The sequence below is a fragment of the Pseudoxanthomonas broegbernensis genome, from assembly GCF_014202435.1.
Classification (GTDB): Bacteria; Pseudomonadota; Gammaproteobacteria; order Xanthomonadales; family Xanthomonadaceae; genus Pseudoxanthomonas; species Pseudoxanthomonas broegbernensis.
Genome location: NZ_JACHGU010000001.1, coordinates 165,020 through 181,304 on the forward strand (window position 1 = coordinate 165,020; position 16,285 = coordinate 181,304).

The 16,285-nt window shown below is 70.8% G+C and carries 17 protein-coding genes; 8 read left to right on the forward strand and 9 right to left on the reverse strand.

Annotation, left to right across the window (positions count from 1 at the left end):
• Positions 1 to 4: 4 nt before the first annotated feature.
• Genes HNR76_RS00725 through gspG form a run of 8 tightly spaced genes read right to left on the reverse strand, consistent with a single transcriptional unit; the run spans position 5 to position 5,092 of the window.
• The gene (locus HNR76_RS00725) at positions 5 to 484 is read right to left on the reverse strand and encodes a hypothetical protein (protein ID WP_162310743.1); all 480 of its coding nucleotides are present in this window, start codon (positions 482 to 484) and stop codon (positions 5 to 7) included.
• A complete protein-coding gene (locus tag HNR76_RS00730) occupies positions 481 to 1,080 on the reverse strand; it encodes a hypothetical protein (RefSeq protein ID WP_162310742.1) in 600 nt (199 codons plus the stop codon). The genes HNR76_RS00725 and HNR76_RS00730 overlap by 4 nt, the downstream gene beginning before the upstream one ends.
• On the reverse strand, positions 1,077 to 2,138 hold the full coding sequence (locus HNR76_RS00735; protein WP_162310741.1) for a hypothetical protein: 1,062 nt from the start codon (positions 2,136 to 2,138) through the stop codon (positions 1,077 to 1,079). The genes HNR76_RS00730 and HNR76_RS00735 overlap by 4 nt, the downstream gene beginning before the upstream one ends.
• Positions 2,104 to 3,204 (reverse strand): type II secretion system protein GspK, encoded by a 1,101-nt coding sequence (locus tag HNR76_RS00740; RefSeq protein ID WP_162310740.1) that lies wholly within the window; start codon positions 3,202 to 3,204, stop codon positions 2,104 to 2,106. The genes HNR76_RS00735 and HNR76_RS00740 overlap by 35 nt, the downstream gene beginning before the upstream one ends.
• A complete protein-coding gene (locus HNR76_RS00745) occupies positions 3,185 to 3,769 on the reverse strand; it encodes a pilus assembly FimT family protein (RefSeq protein ID WP_162310739.1) in 585 nt (194 codons plus the stop codon). The genes HNR76_RS00740 and HNR76_RS00745 overlap by 20 nt, the downstream gene beginning before the upstream one ends.
• Entirely contained in the window at positions 3,769 to 4,203 is a 435-nt protein-coding gene (locus tag HNR76_RS00750; RefSeq protein WP_162310738.1) for a PulJ/GspJ family protein, read from the reverse strand. The genes HNR76_RS00745 and HNR76_RS00750 overlap by 1 nt, the downstream gene beginning before the upstream one ends.
• Entirely contained in the window at positions 4,200 to 4,640 is a 441-nt protein-coding gene (locus HNR76_RS00755; RefSeq protein ID WP_162310737.1) for a prepilin-type N-terminal cleavage/methylation domain-containing protein, read from the reverse strand. The genes HNR76_RS00750 and HNR76_RS00755 overlap by 4 nt, the downstream gene beginning before the upstream one ends.
• On the reverse strand, positions 4,637 to 5,092 hold the full coding sequence (gene gspG / locus HNR76_RS00760) for a type II secretion system major pseudopilin GspG (RefSeq protein ID WP_162310736.1): 456 nt from the start codon (positions 5,090 to 5,092) through the stop codon (positions 4,637 to 4,639). The genes HNR76_RS00755 and gspG overlap by 4 nt, the downstream gene beginning before the upstream one ends.
• A 289-nt stretch (positions 5,093 to 5,381) precedes the next feature.
• On the opposite strand from gspG, the gene HNR76_RS00765 reads away from it, so the two are divergent.
• From HNR76_RS00765 to HNR76_RS00780, 4 genes are all read left to right on the forward strand, one after another.
• Positions 5,382 to 6,185 (forward strand): ABC transporter permease, encoded by an 804-nt coding sequence (locus tag HNR76_RS00765; protein ID WP_162310735.1) that lies wholly within the window; start codon positions 5,382 to 5,384, stop codon positions 6,183 to 6,185.
• Positions 6,186 to 6,269: 84 nt separating this feature from the next.
• Entirely contained in the window at positions 6,270 to 7,970 is a 1,701-nt protein-coding gene (locus HNR76_RS00770) for a GspE/PulE family protein (RefSeq protein WP_162310734.1), read from the forward strand.
• Positions 7,970 to 9,172, forward strand: a complete 1,203-nt coding sequence (locus HNR76_RS00775) for a type II secretion system F family protein (protein WP_162310733.1) — start codon at positions 7,970 to 7,972, stop codon at positions 9,170 to 9,172. Before HNR76_RS00770 ends, HNR76_RS00775 begins: the two co-directional genes overlap by 1 nt.
• A 403-nt stretch (positions 9,173 to 9,575) precedes the next feature.
• Complete coding sequence (locus HNR76_RS00780; RefSeq protein ID WP_162310732.1) at positions 9,576 to 11,183, forward strand: hypothetical protein; 1,608 nt, start codon at positions 9,576 to 9,578, stop codon at positions 11,181 to 11,183.
• 384 nt (positions 11,184 to 11,567) lie between these two features.
• On the opposite strand, the gene HNR76_RS00785 is transcribed toward HNR76_RS00780, so the two are convergent.
• On the reverse strand, positions 11,568 to 12,317 hold the full coding sequence (locus tag HNR76_RS00785) for a hypothetical protein (RefSeq protein WP_162310731.1): 750 nt from the start codon (positions 12,315 to 12,317) through the stop codon (positions 11,568 to 11,570).
• Between the two features lie 118 nt (positions 12,318 to 12,435).
• Here HNR76_RS00785 and HNR76_RS00790 point away from each other — a divergent pair, with 118 nt between their 5' ends.
• The 4 genes from HNR76_RS00790 to HNR76_RS00805 are packed head-to-tail and all read left to right on the forward strand — an operon-like array spanning position 12,436 to position 16,260.
• Positions 12,436 to 13,746: an ABC transporter ATP-binding protein gene (locus HNR76_RS00790; protein WP_211373175.1), complete on the forward strand. Its 1,311-nt coding sequence runs from the start codon at positions 12,436 to 12,438 to the stop codon at positions 13,744 to 13,746.
• Positions 13,743 to 14,663, forward strand: a complete 921-nt coding sequence (locus tag HNR76_RS00795) for a glycosyltransferase (protein WP_162310730.1) — start codon at positions 13,743 to 13,745, stop codon at positions 14,661 to 14,663. Before HNR76_RS00790 ends, HNR76_RS00795 begins: the two co-directional genes overlap by 4 nt.
• Positions 14,660 to 15,505: a hypothetical protein gene (locus tag HNR76_RS00800; protein ID WP_162310729.1), complete on the forward strand. Its 846-nt coding sequence runs from the start codon at positions 14,660 to 14,662 to the stop codon at positions 15,503 to 15,505. Before HNR76_RS00795 ends, HNR76_RS00800 begins: the two co-directional genes overlap by 4 nt.
• Complete coding sequence (locus HNR76_RS00805; RefSeq protein ID WP_162310728.1) at positions 15,502 to 16,260, forward strand: sulfotransferase family protein; 759 nt, start codon at positions 15,502 to 15,504, stop codon at positions 16,258 to 16,260. The genes HNR76_RS00800 and HNR76_RS00805 overlap by 4 nt, the downstream gene beginning before the upstream one ends.
• The last annotated feature ends 25 nt before the right edge of the window (positions 16,261 to 16,285 follow it).

The window sequence follows — 16,285 nt, forward strand, 5'->3', positions numbered from 1 at the left end:
TCCTCTACTCCGTATCGGGTGTGCCGGCGCTGCACGGGCCGGAAGTACGGATGGGTTGGGAACGGTGGAGCTGGTAGACGAGCGTGCAGGCGCCGCGCTCGACGGTTGCGGTGTCGCCCTCGATGGCGGCCAGGCGGCTGCCGTCGGGGAGCGTGGCGCCGGGTTCCAGGCGGAAGCTCTGCTTCTGCTTGCCCGGGGTCACCACCAGCGCCACTGGCTGGGGCGTCTGCAGGATGCCGGCCAGGCGCCATTCCTGGCTTGCCTGGCCGTCGCCATCGGCGCCTTTTTCGCCCAGCCAGCGGACCTGCCCGGCCCGGGTCACCGCGTCCCGCGGCAACCGCTCCAGGGCATCGGCCGGCAGCGTCCATTCCGCCGCGTCCTCGCGGCTCTTGGGGATCGGCGGCGGCGGCCACGCGGCGCCCAGGGCCACGCCCGTGGCGGCGCCTGCGGCCAACAGCAACACCGTGCGTCCGCGCCGGGTCATGGCTGCGCCCCGGCGCCGGACGCGGGCAGGCGGTAATAGGCGTTCATGCCGATGGAGGCATTGGGGTTGCTGTCGCTGCGGATGTCCAGCGATTCGATCACCACGAGGTCGCGGCCGCCTTCGACCTGGCGGGCGATGTTCAGCGCCTCGCGCGGGCTCATGCCGCCGCGCAGGGTGGCGCGCAGGCGCACCACGCCGGGCAGCGCCTCCACCGGCGCGGTGCCTTCCACCGCAGTGCGCACCTTCTGCGGGTCCGAGGTGCTGTTGGCCAGGCTCTGCAGCCAGCTCTGCAGCGCGGCCTGGGCCGCGCCGGGCGTGTTGGCCGGCGGGATCTGCGCCAGCAGCGCCTCGCGCAGGGCGGCCGATTCCTTTGCTCGGGCCAGCCACACGTCCTGGCCCTGCAGCGCCTTGATCCGGCGCAGCTTGACCTCCTCGTCGATGGCCTGCTTCTGGGCCTGGGTGCGGACCTGCTCCAGTCCCTGCAGCACCAGCAGCGCGGCCAGCGCGGCGATCGCCAGCAACGCCCAGCGCAGCCAGGGAGTGGCGTCCAGTTGCCGGCGCAGTTGCGCGGCCAGCGGCGAGGCGGCCAGGTTCATGGAGCCGCCGGCCCGGTGGCGGGGAGGACGCTGGCGCGGATCACGACCTCGCCGCTGCGCGTGAGCAGGTCGGTGGTGACATCGGCGAACATCGGCGATTCCTCCCAGGTGGCGACCAGCTTCTGCGGATCGGCATCCGGCATGGCCAGGGTCACTTCGATACGCTCGGGCGTGGGTTGGTTCCACTGGCGGATCTGCCAGTCGCGCCCCGGCAGCAGGCGTGCGGCTTCGGCCAGCAGCACGACGGAGCTGCGGCCGTTGTGCAATGCGAGTACCTGGGCGATGGAGGCCATGTCGCGGTCGCTGCTCTCGCGCGCGGCCAGGATGCGCTTGAGCGGCTCGTCCAGCGCCTCGGCCGCCTGCTGCGCGCGCCAGATGTCGATCCGGCTGCGCAGGATGCTGCCCAGTTGCACCGAGGCTACCAGCACGACCACCAGGCCCAGCCCCAGGGCCGCGCGCGGCAGGTGGCGCTCCAGGCCGGACAGCCCGGACAGCGCCATCCGCGGCCGGCCGCGCCGGCTCCAGGGCTGGCGGGCGAGCGCGGCGGGCAACGCCTGCGGCGCGCCGGCCGAAGCCTCGCCCGGCAGGCCGGCCGATCGCAGGAACGCCTGCCATTCCGCGGCCGAAGGCGCGGCCGGCCACCAGCGGTCGGCCACCAGGCGCGCATTGCGCCATACCCGGGCCTCCACGCCGTCGTGCAGCTCCAGCAACTCGATTCCGTCGTCCCCGGTCCCGGTGGCGCCGGCGTACAGGGCCTCGGGCACGAACTCGGTCCGGCGCGCGTGCACGCCGCGCTCGGCCAGCAGCCCCTGTACCCGCGAACGCGACCAGTACCATGCCGCGCCCTGGCCGTCCGCTTCCCAGGCCACGCCGAACTCCGGGTCCGGGAACGGCGCCGCGCGGCGCACCGCCAGCGCGGCGAGATTGCGGCGTTCCTTGTCCGGCGCCTTGCTGGCGTCCACCCGGACGAACAGGCACAATCCCCGCGCGACCAGGCAGACGAGCGCATCGCCGCCGCCGCCTTCAAGTGCGTGGTTCGACTCCGTTCCCAGCAGCATCCTGCGGGGCAAGAAGCGGCGTTGCAGGCGCTTCAGCCACGGCATCATCGGATTCGTCGTCACGCGGAAGGATGACCTCGTAGTCGATCTGCCAGGGCGGTCCGCCGTCGGCGAGCGGCGTCAGGCGCCAGTGCGCAAGCCTTTTCGCGCCGAAACGGCGATCCCGCAGGATAAGGTTGCCGGATATGTTTGGAAAGAGGGTCAGGCTCTCTTCCATGAACGGCGTGATGGGAAAGGACTGGCGCAGCGTCCAGAACGAGGTGATCGGCATCTGCCGGCGCATCGCCGCCAGGCGCTGGGCCTGTTCGTGGTCCATGCCCGGGATCAGGGCCAGGACCTCGACCGGAGCGCTGTTCACGTTGATCGTCGCCCCGCGCCGGGTGGTGAGCGTGCGCAGCAGTTGGCCGTCGTCCAGCCCTTCCAGCAGCCGGTCCCATTCCAGGATGCGCCGGAACTCCAGCGGCGTGGCCACGGCGCGGTTGGTCGGGGGCGGGCGGCCATGCTTGAGGTATTCGTCCTCCTCCGCGCCGCCCAGCCGGTGCAGCGAGTCCGGGTCCTGGTAGTCCAGGCGCTTGGCATCCAGGTCGTTCCAGATGCCCGACGGCGCGCCGCGGGATGCATAGAACGCATGAACGATGCTCGGCGACATCCAGTTCGGGTTCAACAACCCGCGGTCGTCCTGCAGCGCGAACTGCGCATCGCCCAGCCCGCGGTAGAACGACCCGTCCAGGCGGATCTCGTTGCCCAGCGGCAACGCATGGCTGCCTTCGTCGTCGTCGTCGAGCATGGCCAGGGTCACCGGCGCGGTCGCCTGCGGCACCAGCCCGCCGATGTTGCGGCGCTGGGTGGCCAGCATGTACAGCACCGTGTCCTGGGTCGAGCGCATGTCCAGTTCGCCCTGGAAGCGGTCGATCTCGTCCTGGGCCTCGGCCACGGCACGGCTGCCGGAGGCGGCCACCGCCGCGGCCAGCAAGGTGAGCACCACCAGCAAGGTCAGCACGATGACCAGGACGAAGCCGCCCTGTCGGCGTGCGGGCCGGGCCGGGTCAGTCCTGCTCGGCTTCATAGGGCATGACTACCGGGTTGCGGATGCCGACGATGCTCGCGCTCCACAGGCGCTGCTCGCCGGTGTCGCCGGCCAGGCGCAGGACCACGGCGGCCGGCAGGTGGTCGTGCAGGCCCAGCGCCGGCGGCCATTGCGGGTGGAAGGCGCCTTCCTTGTCCAGGTAGGAAAATTCGGCGCGGGCCACGCGCTCCAGCGGCAGGGCCAGCGAGCGTCCGCCTTCCTCTATCTCCAGGTGGACCCCGCCGCCGGAAGGCACGGCCTTCCACGCCACCGGGGTGGCTCCGCCCTGGGTATCGAGCAGGGGCTGCAGGGTGACGCCGGAAAACCCGGTCGCGTCCCCGGAGAACGCCTCCTCCTGGATCGGCATGAGCGCGCGCACCGACGATTCCAGCCAGCCGCGGGTGAGCGAGGCCTGGCGCGTCTGCGCGGTCAGGCCGTTGATCGCCGCGTCCGCGCGCCGCCATTGCCCCAGCGACTGGAAGCCGATGGCCAGGGCCATGCCGGCGATGATCAGCACCACCAGCATCTCCAGCAGGGTCAGGCCCGAGGCGCGCCGGGACGTCATTATTCGGCCTCCAGGTTCGGCGGTCGCACGACTTCCCAGCCGGCCCTGCGCAGGTCGAACCGGCGCATGGGCCGGCCGTCGCGCAGCACTTCCACGTCCATCCGGTAGAGGATGAAGTCGAATTGGGTGGGCAGGCCGATGCGGCTCAGGCCGGGCCTGCGTTCGGTCAGCGGCCGCGACCGCCAGCGCACGGCCAGGGGCGCGGCCAGCCGCTCGCCGTCCGGTTCGGCCATCGGGTTGATGTCCTCCACCAGCGCCAGCGCGGCGCGCGCATCTTCGAGCGCGAGCGCTTGTGCCTGGGCGCGGTTCAGCGCCAGGGTGGACGTGGACAGCCAGCTATACAGCGCCAGCAGGGACGTGGCCATGATCACCATCGCCACGATCGCCTCCAGCAGGGTGAACCCTCCCTGGGCCGCCCGCCCGCGACGGTTCATGAGCGGCCCGCGCCCGCGGGTTCCCGCCGCACCCGGCAGAACGGCGCCTCGATGCGGAACGGCAGCGCCTGCCGCGGCGTGACCAGTACCCCGTCGGCGTCCGAGCAGGCGCCGTTGGCGCGTACCGTCAGCGGGTTGCGCATCTGCAGGCGCCAGCCCTCGGGCAGTGGCAGCAGGTCCGTGCCCGCGGTGCCGGCGTCGGCATCGGCCGGGGCGTCCGCCGCCGGTGGCGGGGTCGCCAGTTCCAGGGCCCGGCCTTCGTTGCGGGCGCGCAGCGACAGCGCGGCGATGGCCTGCATCACCCGCTCCACCTCGTCGGCCTCGCGCCAACTGGCGATCATGCGGTAGCCGGCCGGCGCCACCATGCTCGTGGCCAGGGCCAGCAGCGCCACCACCACCAGCATTTCCAGAAGCGTATAGCCCCGGGCCGGGATCATTGCGTGGGCAGTTGGCCGATGTCGGCGTCGTTGCCCTCGCCGCCGGCCTGGCCGTCCGCGCCGAAGGAATACAGGGTGATGGCGTGATGGCCGGACGGGCGCGGCGAGTACTGGTAGGGGTTGCCCCAGGGGTCCTGCGGAACGCCGTCCTCCAGGTACGGGCCTTGCCAGCGCTGGCCTACGGCTTGGTCGGCCGGCCGCGAGGTGAGCAGTTGCAGGCCTTCCTCCTGGGTGGGGAAGCGGCCCAGGTCCAGGCGCATGGTCTCCAGCGCTCCGCGCAGCATCCGCACCTGGGTCTCGGCGGTCTGCACCTTGGCCTTGTCGGCCTGGCGGAACAGGCGTGGGCCGACCAGGCCCATGATCAGGCCGATGATGACCAGCACCACGATCATCTCCAGCAGCGTAAAGCCGCGTACGGCGCGGCGGGAAACGGACGGGAGGCGCTTGCGCATGCGGGGAATCCGGATAAGGCCTGGAAGCGCGTGATTCTAGCGCCAAGCTCTGGCTCCAGGCTGTACGGCCGCCCCGGCGGCCCTCATCCCGGCACGCGGATCGTTCCACGGCTCCGGAGCCGTGTCGGCGGCTGAAGTCGATTCTTACAGATTGAGGAAGCCGGGTGGCCGGCCCCCTCCCGGCACGCCGTCGTTCCGCCGCTCCGATGCCGGATCGCCGACCGAAGCCGGCTCCTGCGGCAGGCCGTGCCCGGCCTGCTACCCTTCGCGTTTTTCCTGCGCGCACAAAATGCCGATCCCCACCCCCCGGCGCCTGGCCGAGCTGGCTTCCCTCTGGCGCACCCTGGTCGTACAGGATCTGGCCATCCGCTACCGCGGCACCCTGCTGGGGCGGGTCTGGCCGGTGCTGATGCCGCTGCTGATGCTGGCATTGTTCGGCTTCATGTTCGGCGTCATCTTCCGCTCGCGCTGGCCCGGGGTGGCCGAGGACGACCACCTGGGCTTCATCCTCAACCTGTTCACGGGGCTGCTGGTCCATGGCGTGCTGGCCGAGGCGATCGGGCAGGCGCCCACCCTGATGCAGCGCAACAGCAACTTCGTGCGCAAGATGGTGTTCCCGCTGCCCGTGCTGGTGGCGGTGCCGGTGGGCGCGGCGCTGGTGCATGCGGCCATCGGCTTCGCGCTGCTGGTGGCGATCAACGGCCTGTTCGGCAGCGGGCTGCACCTGTCGGCGCTCGCGGTGCCGCTGGTGCTGGTGCCCTACCTGGTGCTGCTGTACGGCCTGTCCCTGGTGTTCGCGGCGCTTGGGGTGTACGTCCGCGACCTGGGCCAGGTGGTCGGCGTGCTGGTGACCGCGATGCTGTTCACCGGTGCGGTGTTCTTCCCCGCCAACCTGGTGCCCGCCGCGCTGGCCGGCGTGGTCCGCTTCAACCCCATCACCTGGCCCATCGACGCGGTGCGCGGCTGCCTGCTGCGCGGGCAGTGGCCCGATCCGCTGGCCTTCGGCCTTTATTCGCTGGCGGCGGTGGCGGTGCTGCTGGTCGGGCTGTGGGTCTTCTCCCTGCTGCGCCGCGGCTTCGCCGACCTGCTGTAGGGCGCCCTTGGGCGCGACACCCCCGCGCCGATGTACCACAATGCCGTTTTCCGACTTCCAGGTCCCTCCCTCGCGATGAACGCCATGCCCGCACCGCTGGATGCCCCGCTGCTGCTGGGGCAGTTGCTGCTGGAGCGCGGCGCGATCCGCCAGGCCGACCTGGACCGCGCGCTGGAACTGCAGGGCGGCGTGGGCGGCCGCATCGGCAGCTTGCTGGTGCGCATCGGCGCGCTCTCGGAAGACCAGTTGATCGAGGCGCTCTCGGCGCAGTTGCGGTTGCCCGTGGCCGGGCGCGAGCTGCCTCTGCCGGCGGGCCTGGCCGACTGGCGCCTGCCCGGCGGCGCCGACGTGGCCCTGGACTGGATGCAGGACCGCGACGTGCTGCTGTGGGAGGACGACCAGGGCCGGGCCTGGTGCGCCAGCCGCGATCCGCTCGATTCGGAGCTGCTGGAAGCGCTGGCCTACCTGTGGCCGCAGCGCGCCATCGGCATGGTGCTGGCGCCCAGCCAGTTGCTGGAGCGCACCCTCGACACCCTCGTCCAGGAGCAGCGCGGCGGCGACGCCTGGGCCAGCGACGACGTGCGCCACCTGCGCGAGCTGGCCGAGGAGGCGCCGGTGGTGGAACTGGTCAACAGCCTGCTGGCTCAGGCGGTGGAGCAGCGCGCCTCGGACATCCACCTGGAGCCGGAGGAAAGCCAGTTCGTCGTGCGTTTCCGCATCGATGGCGTGCTCTATTCGCGCCTGCGCCTGCCGCGCGAGCGCTTCAACGCGGTCGCATCGCGCCTGAAGCTGATCTCGGGCATGGACATCGCCGAGCGCCGCCTGCCCCAGGACGGCCGCCTCAGCGTGCGTGCCAGCGGCCAGGCCATGGACATCCGCGCCTCGGCGCTGCCGGGCGTGCACGGCGAATCCATCGTCCTGCGCCTGCTGCCCAAGGAGCGCAAGGACCTGGGCCTGGAACGCCTGGGCATGGCGCCGGACCACCTGCACATCCTGCGCGGCTGGAGCCGGGAGGCGCACGGCATCGTCCTGGTCACCGGTCCCACCGGCTCGGGCAAGTCGACCACGCTGTACGCCACCCTGGCGGCCAGCAACGACGGCATGAAGAAGATCATCACCGTCGAGGACCCGGTCGAATTCCAATTGCCCGGCATCACCCAGATCCAGACCCAGGCCGACATCGGCCTGACCTTCGCCAGCGTGCTGCGTTCGATCCTGCGCCAGGACCCGGACGTGATCATGGTCGGCGAGATCCGCGACCGGGAGACGGCCGAGATCGCCATCCAGTCCGCGCTCACCGGCCACCTGGTGCTGTCCACGGTGCACACCAACGACGCGCTCGCGGCCTTCACCCGGCTGATCGACATGGGCGTGGAGCCGTTCCTGGTCGCCACCCCGCTCAAGGGCGTGCAGGCCCAGCGCCTGGTGCGCCGGCTGTGCCCGCATTGCGCGCGGCCCGCCCAGGTGCTGCCCGACGCCATCGTGGAGGAGACCGGACAATGGGCGGCGCGCGTATACGGCGCCGACGCGCCGCCGGCGAAATGGATGGAAGCGGTTGGCTGCCCGCGCTGCCAGAACACCGGCTACCAGGGCCGCGTCGGCATCTACGAGCTGGTGCCGGTGGACGAGGCCATGCAGCAGGCGGTGGTGTCCGGCGCCACCCACCCGCAGTTGCGGGCGATGGCGCGCGAGCGCGGCTTCCGCTTCCTGCGCGAGGACGGCCTGCTCAAGGCCTGGCAGGGCATCACCACGGTGGATGAAGTGTTGCGGGTGACGGCGGTCTGATGGCCAGCTTCCGGTTCAAGGCGGTCAACGCCGAGGGCGCGAGGCTGGATGGCGAGATCGCCGCCGCCGGCGAGCGCGAGGCCGCGCGGCTGCTGGAGCGCCGCGGGCTGTCGGTACTGGCCCTGGAACCGGCCGCCGCCGCGCCGCGCGCACGCTTCGCCCGCGGCCGCCGCCTGAAGGACCGCGACATCGTCCTGGCCCTGCACGAGCTGGCGACGCTGCTGGCCTCGGGCGTGTCCCTGGCCGAGGCGGTGGCCGCGCAATCGCGCTCGGCCCACCACCCCCGCCTGCTGGCCGCGTTCGAGGCCGTCTCCACGGGCCTGCGCCAGGGCCAGCCGTTCTCGCAGGCGCTGCTGGACACCGGGCTGCCGCTGCCGGCCTATGTCGGCACCCTGGTGCGCAGCGGCGAGAAGGCGGGCCAACTGGGCAAGGCCGTGCAGGACGCGGTGTCGCAGATGGAATACGACATGCAGGTGCGCGGCGAGATCCGCCAGGCGTTGACCTACCCCACGGTGCTGGTCGCCGCCGGCCTGGGCGCGGTGGTGATGATGTTCACCTTCGTCGTGCCCAAGTTCGCCGCCCTGCTGGACCGCGCCGACGACCTGCCATGGCTGGGCTGGGCGGTACTGAGTACCGGCATGTTCGCCCGCCAGTACTGGTGGCTGGTGCTGCTGGCACTGGCGGTTGCCGCCGTGTCGGTCTACCGTCTGCTGCGCGATCCGGCCGCGCGCGCGCGCGGCTACGAACGCCTGGAGCGCCTGCCCGTCATCGGCGCGTGGCGCATCGAGTCGGAGACCGCCGCCTGGGCGCGCATCCTGGCCACCCTGCTGGGCAACCGCGTACCGCTGCTGGACGCCCTGTCGCTGGCCCAGGCGGGGGTGCGCGCGCCCGGCCGCCGCGCCCGCCTGGAGGAGGTGGCCCGCAACGTGCGCGCCGGTGCCACCCTGGCCGACTCCCTGGAGGAGCAGGCCACCCTGACGGCCACCGGCTACAACCTGGTGCGGGTGGGCGAGCGTTCCGGCGAGTTGCCGGCCATGCTGCGCTCGCTGGCGCGCCTGTGCGAGGAATCGGGCCGGGCCCGCATGAAGCAGTTCCTGGCCCTGCTGGAGCCGGTGGCCATCCTGCTGATCGGCTCGGTGATCGGCGTGATCATGATCGGCATCATCCTGGCCATCACCAGCGCCAACGACATCGTCGTCTAGACTGCCCCTTCTCGTCGCCCCGGGCTGGCGGGGGGAGGGGCTTTTGGTAAGCTCGCCCCACGTCGTGCATGCCGGCACGGCCTCCGTCGCGTACCGGGGAAGCGCCGCACGGGGCATGGGTAAACCCGAAGGTTCGCCTTGAAACCGCCTGCCGGGGCGCACCGCACAGAATCGTGCGGCGGGGGACGGTGTTCTACTTGACGGTCTGGTAAGGCCCGGTTAACGTTCCGGCGTAGCTTGCGGTCGAAGGGTCCGGGGAGATGGCTTTTTCGTCTTGAAGGGTTCACGGAAGCGACCGGTTGCCAGAGGGCTAGCCCGACGGTACCGGGGATAGCAGGTAACCGGTAAGAGCTACTTGCAGTAACTAAATTTAGTTGCCTAAACCTCAATGGAGTTGATTCATATGACGAAGTTCAACAAGAGCCTGCTGACCGCGGCCGTGGTCGGTGCTCTCGCACTGCCGGGCCTGGCGTCGGCGGCCGACCTGTCCTACGTGGCGGGCAAGCAGATCTCGTTCGCCAAGGACCTGATCGTCAACGACGGCACCACCATCTACACCGCCAACGGCCTGCGCCTGACGGCGGAAGCCGCCGACGCTGCGCGTCTGGGCACGGTCGCCGGCGACGACATCACCGTCAAGGTCACCCTGACCAATGGCGCCAAGTTCGACACCACTGCCGATGCCCCGACCCTGGTCGCCGGCTTCCTGGAAGGCGTGCAGACCGGCGGTGCTCCCGTCGCGCTGGGTGCCGGTCCCACCATCGTCGGTACTCCGTACTACTCCACCAGCGGTCAGGAGTTGAACTTCACCTACACCGCCACTGGTGCCGGTGTCGTCGGCGCTGCCGGTGACTTCTTCCTCGAACTGAACAGCCTGCAGATCACCAGCCTGGTGCAGGGCCTGTTCACCGGCAACAGCGTCGGCGCGGAAATCACCGTGCAGAACTCGTCGGGCCAGCAGATCCTGGCATCGAGCGCCACCATCGCCACCTCCAAGTGGGGCCTGGCCGTCAGCGACGACACCAGCCTGGGCGACGCTAACAAGACCATCGACGTCGCGGCGACCCCGCGCAAGAGCCTGTTCTCGCCGACCGGTGCCGTGGGTGGCTCGGCTGGTGCGGCTGGCAACGGTTACTTCAACGCCGGTGCCCTGATCGTCGACATCGCCACGGCCGTGCCGGTCGGCGGCGGCGCCGAGACCTACATCAACAACTACAGCGCCGTGGCTGCCTCGCCGCAGTACAACATCGTCGCGACGGCGGACATCACCGTCACCGTCACCGGCTCCGACCTGGATGCCTTCGACGGCGGCAACGTGTGGCTCGACCAGGTTGCCACCTGCGACAGCGGCGTGGACCTGGCGGGTACCGTCAGCGGCGCCGACGCCACCTTCACCAGCGATGCCAGCGATCCGCTGTGGGCCAGCGTGACCGGTGCCCCTCCGGGCCCCTCGACCGTCTTCGTGTGCTTCGGCGCCCATGACGACGTCGAGATCAATGCCCAGGACCTGTCGGGTTCGGTCTCGGTCGACTACAAGCTGCCGACCCAGCGCGTCAACCCGCCGGCCGCTTCGTTCGCGCTGCTGCCGCTGCGCCTGAACGGCACCACGCTCTACTTCCAGAACGTGAACCCGGGTGACAACCCGACCGCCCAGTCGTTCCTGCGCCTGAGCAACCACAACACCCAGATCTGCCCGGTCACCATCGACGCCAAGGACGACAAGGGCCGCCTGAGTGGTGAGGTCAACCTGACCCTGAAGCCGCACGCTTCGGCCCAGCTGAACACCACGTTCCTGGATACCGGCTCGTTCCCGGCTGGCCTGGTCACCGAGACCGGTGCTGCTGGCGCGTTTGGCGACGGTGCGGGCAAGTGGTACGTCCGTGTGACCGCCGAGTGCACCAACTTCACCGCTTCGGCGCTGAACCGCAACAATGACTCCGGTACGGTCACCGACCTGACCCCTGAGAAGGGCAACGGCGCTCAGTGGTCCACCCCGACCGATCGCCTGTAATCCAGGGCAGTCGTTCGGCCTGCAGCAACACCGCAGGCAAGCAACACGGGACGGGTGGCGCAAGCCACCCGTCCTTTTTTGTGGGCCTTTGTCGGCCTTCTGCGGGCCGGAACCGCTGTCTCCCCCCGCAATCGCATCGGGTGGATGCCAGCGTTTCTTCCGTGGGAATGCCCTTTTCGTAGGAATGCCCCCGGCGCACATGGCTTGTCCCGTCACAGGGCTGGAGGGCTTCGCGCTGGGGGGCTCCTGCCGACCCCCGGAGAGACGGCACCCTGTGATCGCTTCGTAGCATCGGAGCCCTGCGGTTGGGCGGCTCTGAAGTTAGTGCAATAAAAAAGCCCGCTTGCGCGGGCTCTATTCCGTGGACGGATGCCAGGTACCGCTTCAGGGCGCCTGCGGCGGCGCACCCACCTTGTCCTTGGTCTTGGACAATACGGCCGCATAGCGTTCCGCCTGCTTGAGCCATTCCTCGGCATAGGCGCGCAGGGCCGGACTATCCGCCTTGGGGCACTCGCGGTCCGCGGCGGTGCAACGGACTGCCAACAGACTCTCGGCTTCCTGCCGGATGCCCGGCCTGATCCTCTGGATCGAGACGCCGTGCTTGGCTTCCAGGCCTTTGGCCGCCTCTTCCAGAGCGGCCCGGTGTGCGGCGGCGATGCCGCTCTTGCCCTTGTACCAGGCCGGCCGGCCGGTGCCGTCGAGCAGTGCTTCGCCGCGCAGGGCCCAGGTCACCCGCATCTGCCAGGAGGCGTACTGGATCGCTTTGGACAGGCCCTTGGCTTTTTCGCTGGTGCAGTCCAGCGATGCCTCCGCGGCCACGGCCTGCCGCGCGGCCGCCTCCGGGTGCCCGGCCTGCCCGCCATGGGCGTTGAACCAGGCCAGGCGCTCCTGCGCCGTAGCGTCGAGGGCGGTACGGGCGGCCGGTTCAAGCCAGTGGCAGCGCTTGTCCAGCGAGAGCATCTGCTGCAGTTCCGCGTACTGGCGCGAGGCCAGTTGCAACTGCTGGGTGGGATCGGCTTCGTCCGTGGCGGGCTTGGCCGTTTCCGCGTGGGCGCTGCCAAGGGCCAGGCCCAGGGCGGCGGTCAGCAGGCCCAGTGCGGGAGAGATGCGCCGAGAGGTGGGAATAGGCGACATGGTTTCCTGGTGTCTGGGAAGGGGACGGCAATGATGCCTGAACCGGCTGCCCTCGGCATGGCGCGCGTCCTCGCGCCATATGCATGCCCGGGCCCGCACCGGTATCCTTGCCGGCTCGATGAGCCGCTCCGACTCCGCCACTGCCGCTCCTCCCGCGCTGCGCGTCCGCGAGGTCGGCAAGACCTACCGTCTCTGGTCCACCCCGGCCAGCCGGCTGTGGGTGCCGTTGATGTACCGCGCCTCGGCCTGGCTGCGCCCGCTGCCGCCGCTGTCGCGCTGGCTGCAGCGGCATGCCGCCGCGCGGGTGCATTACCACCAGGCCCTGTCCGGGGTGGACTTCGAGCTTCGGCGCGGCGAGGCGCTGGGCATCATCGGCCACAACGGCAGCGGCAAGAGCACCCTGCTGCAGATCGTGGCCGGCGTGCTGGAGCCCACCGCCGGCAGCGTGGAAGTCCATGGCCGGGTGGCCGCGCTGCTGGAACTGGGCTCGGGCTTCAACCCGGAACTGACCGGCCGCGAGAACGTGCGGGTCAACGCCGCCATCCTCGGCCTGACGCCCACGCAGGTGCGCGAGCGGATGGACGACATCGTCGCCTTCGCGGACATCGGCGACTACATCGACGAGCCGGTCAAGACCTACAGTTCCGGCATGGCGTTGCGCCTGGCCTTCGCCGTGCAGGTGCATACCGACCCGGACATCCTGATCGTGGACGAGGCCCTGGCGGTGGGCGATGCGGCCTTCCAGGCCAAGGCCATGACCCGGATCGACGAGATCCTGCGGCGCGGCACCACGCTGCTGTTCGTCGGCCACGACCTCAACGCGGTCAAGGCGTTCTGCCATCGGGCAATGCTGCTGGAGAAGGGGCGCATCGTGCTGCAGGGCCTGCCGGACGAGGTCATCACCGAATACCTGCACCGTACCCACAAGCGCGCGTTGCAGGCGCAGCAGGACGAGCGCGCCTCCTCGCTGGAGCGCATCGATGGCGGCTACGGCCTGCAGGACGCCTGCGTGGTCCAGGCCAGCGTCAACGGCGCGCGGCACACGGGCGTGCAGCACGCGGAGCGGCTGGAGTTCGTGCTGGACGTGCGCCGCAACAAGGATGTCGGCCATCCCTGCCTGATCTTCGACGTGCTCGACGGCCGCGGCCTGCAACTGACGGGGCGCCGCGTGGAACTGCCCCCGGGCGAGGGCGCGGCGCGGGTGTGCATCGGCCTGGACGCGTCTTTCCAGCAGGGCATCTACCGGATCCGCACGCGGGTGGTGGATTCGCCCGCGCTGGAACGCACCACGGTGCTGTCCCGGCAGGAAGGCTGGCTTTCGTTCGAGGTGGTGGACGACAGCCGCGCCCGCTTCACCGGCCTGTTTCCCGTGCCGATGGACATCCGGGTCGCGGACGGCGAAGGCGCCGCCGCCGGTAAGCCGGCATGAGTCGCGGGCGGATGCTGTTCCACCGCGACGTCCAGGAATACACCGGGGGCCATGGCAAGGTCTGGGACTATTTCAACCATGCCCTTGCGCTGGGCTGGGACGCGCGGGTGTACCTGACCCCGGGCTCGCGGCGCGACCGGGCCAACCCCTGGATGTCGGTACCCGGGCGGATCGAGCCGCAGTGGCAGCCCGGGCTGGCCGACGCGCTGTTCCTGGGCGGCCATGACTGGAGTGCGGTACCCGAAGGGACCGAACACCGGGTTCCGGTGATCAACCTGGTCCAGGGCCTGCGCCATGCGGATGCGGCTTTGCCCCTGCATGGCTACCTGGGCCGCCAGGCGCGGCGCATCTGCGTCGGCCAACCCGTGGCCGATGCGATCGGGGCGACGGGTCGGCTGCGCGGGCCGACCTGGGTGATCCCCGCCGCGCTGAACCTTCCGCCGGACGTGGCGGCGCAGGCGCATGGCGGGCAGGGCGTGTTCGTCGCCGCGCAGAAGAACCGCGCCCTGGGCCAGGAACTGGCTGCATCGCTGCGCGGGAAGGGCATCGAAGCGGTTCTGGCCGAGGAATGGATGCCGCGGCAGGACTACCTGCAAGCATTGGCCCGGGCGCAGGTGGCGGTGGTGTTGCCACTGCCCGCCGAAGGGTTTTTCCTTCCCGGGTTGGAGGCGATGGCGCTGGGATGTGCGGTGGCCATGCCCGATGCCATCGGCAATCGCCAGTACGCCATCGACGGCGTCAACTGCCTGATGCCCGCCGCCACGCCGGAGGCGATGGCGCAGGCGGTGGAGCGGATGCTGGGCGATGCGGCATTGCGTGCGCGGCTGCGGGCGGGCGGGCGGGAGACGGCCGCCGGGCACAGCCTGTCGGCTGAGCGCGAGGCCTTCGCCGCGGTCTTGGCGGACATGCAGCCATGAGTGGGCGCGACCTGGCCCTGACCGGCGTGCCGCGCTCGGGGACCACCCTGTGCTGCCACCTGCTCGGGAGGGCGCATCGCACCGTGGCCCTGTTCGAGCCGATGGAAGTGGCCCGGCTGCCGCGCGAGCGCTCCGCGGCGCTGGAGCAGGTCGCCGCCTTCTACGCCGATTCGCGCGCCTCGCTGGTGGCCGAAGGCACGGCCTGGAGCCAGCAGGTGGATGGGCGCGTGCCGGACAATCCCTTCGCCAGCCACCGCGCCGCCGATGGTCGCCGCCGGCACGAGGCCGAGCGAGGCCGCATCCGCCTGGATGCGCCGATGGACCCCGGCTTCGCCCTGGTGGTCAAGCACAACGCCGCCTTCACCGCGCTGTTGCCGGAACTGGCGGACCGCTTCCAGACGTGCGCCATCGTGCGCAACCCGCTGGCGGTGCTGGCGTCCTGGCATTCGGTCGACCTGCCGGTGTCGCACGGGCGCCTGCCCGCCGGCGAGCATTTCGATCCCGGGCTGGCGCGGCGCCTGGATGCCGAACCCGACCGCATCGCGCGGCAGTTGCTGATCCTGGACTGGCTGTTCGCGCGCTATGGGCGGTACCTGCCGCCCGAGCGCGTGCTGGCCTACGAGGAGGTGGTGGCCAGCGGCGGCGCGGCGCTGGCCGCGGCGTTCGGCCTGCAACTGGAGCCGCAGCCCTTGCGCGAGCGCAATGCCAGCCGGCTCTACTCGCCGCGCACCTGCGAGGAACTGGCGTTGCGCCTGCAGGGTGATCGCGGCGCATGGCGCTCGCGCTACGGCGATGCGGACGTGGAGGCGCTGCTGCAGCGCATGCGTGGGGAAGCGCCATGAGCCCGCGCATCGGCTTCGTGGTCGGTGGCGTGCAGAAGGGCGGCACCACCGCCCTGGCCAATTTCATCGGCCAGCACCCGCAGGTGCGCCTGCCGGCGGACAAGGAGGCGCACGTCTTCGACGCCCCCGGCTTCGACGAGGCCTGGGATGCGGCGGCAGTGGACCGCCGCTACCTGCCGCATTTCGGCGGCGCCCTGGACCGGGGCGCCCTGCATGGCGACGCCACCCCGATCTATTGCTTCTATCCGCGGGTGATCGAGCGCATCGCCCGCTACAACCCTGCCATGCGCTGGATCCTGATCCTGCGCCATCCGGTGGACAGGGCCGTATCCCAGTACCGGATGGAACATGCGCGCGGCTACGACGCCTGGCCATTGTGGGCCGCGGCGCTGCTGGAGCGCTGGCGCGTGGCCGGGCGCTGGGACGATTTCGACTGCGATTCGCCCGTGCGGCACGTCACCTACCTTTCGCGCGGCGACTACGCTCGGCAGTTGGATGCGCTTTACCGCCATTTCCCGCGCGATCAGGTGCTGTTGCTGCGCAACGGGGAGCTGGCGGGCGCTCCGGATGAGGTGATGGTCCGGGTGTGGCGGTTCCTGGGGCTGGCGCCGCCGCCGGTGCAGCCCACCTATGGGCGCGTCTTCGATGGCGGATACGCGCCGTTGCCGCAGTCGGCGCCGACCCGGCGCCTGCTCGGCCTGCTGCTGCGCCGGCCCATGCGTGAAGCGGCGCGGCGCCACGGCATCCACTGGTAGCACGCAGGAGCGCCTTGGGCGAGGT